Here is a 1,011-nt window from a genome sequence, read left to right on the forward strand (position 1 = left end):
AAAAAACAAGTAAGCCGACAAGAATGCGTCCCTACTCCACGCTACTTGCGTTAAACAAGACCGTTGGCAATAATATTCAAGAATGTCAGATAAAAACAAGAATGGTTTAACGAGATATATACCTGAAAATGTCAAACGACAAATCAGAAAAAATTCATATTTCGGATGTGTAATTTGTGGGACTGGAATTTGCACTATCGATCATGTTGATCCGGAATTTCACGAATGTAAAAAGCATGATCCTGAAAAAATGACTTTGCTCTGCGCATCATGTCATGATAAAAAGACCAGAGGTATAATTGGAGTTAAAACAGTTAAAAATGCGATGAAAAGTCCTTTCTGTAAAACTAAAAATTCTCCTTCGGATTTCTTAGATTTTGGTAATACTGAACCGAAAATCCAATTTGGAAATAGTTTATTTATTAAACCAAAAAGTATAATAACTATAAACGGAGAAAGTATTCTGTCAATTAATGAACCCAAGGAAGATAATGAAAATACATTCTTACTTAATGCGATTTTTCATGACCCAAACGGAAAAGAAGCTTTCAGAATAGATGATAATATTTGGTCTGGAAATATTGATAATTGGGATATTGAAACTAAAGGAAAAACAATAACAATTAGATCTGAAAAGGGAAGTATCTTACTTCAAATTGAGAATATTCCAGAAGATAAATTTATAGTTCACAGTCTAAGTATGCTTTACAAAGGATATTTTATCCAAGCAGATGATGATGGTGTAGAAATTATGACACCATCAGGTAAAACAATGATTTTTCTTGACAAAGGTCATACGGTGAAAGGTGATATTATGATAAACATTTATAAAGACACAACTATAATGGATAGTTTAGAAATGAGTAATCTTACAATAAAAGGCGGCTCGAATATTATTATTTCAAATAATACAATTACTGATGGAGGTTTTGAAATTGGGTAAGGGAAGAATACTATTGCCAACATCGTTTAACAGCAAATAGCGGGCAATCGAGTGAAAAGTGTTATTTT

At 31.6% G+C, this 1,011-nt stretch carries 1 protein-coding gene; it reads left to right on the plus strand.

The window, feature by feature from the left end; genetic code table 11:
* Positions 1-82: 82 nt before the first annotated feature.
* Positions 83-943 carry an HNH endonuclease gene (locus ON07_RS13830; RefSeq protein ID WP_010232659.1) on the plus strand — a complete coding sequence of 287 codons (861 nt, stop codon included), beginning with the start codon at positions 83-85 and terminating at the stop codon, positions 941-943.
* Positions 944-1,011: the final 68 nt, after the last annotated feature.

The sequence above is a fragment of the Gillisia marina genome, assembly GCF_000258765.1.
GTDB lineage: Bacteria > Bacteroidota > Bacteroidia > Flavobacteriales > Flavobacteriaceae > Gillisia > Gillisia marina.

Excerpts from the sequence above, each read along its gene's own strand:
- ON07_RS13830 (WP_010232659.1), top strand. The coding sequence starts at position 83 with ATGTCAGATAAAAACAAGAATGGTTTAACGAGATATATACCTGAAAAT.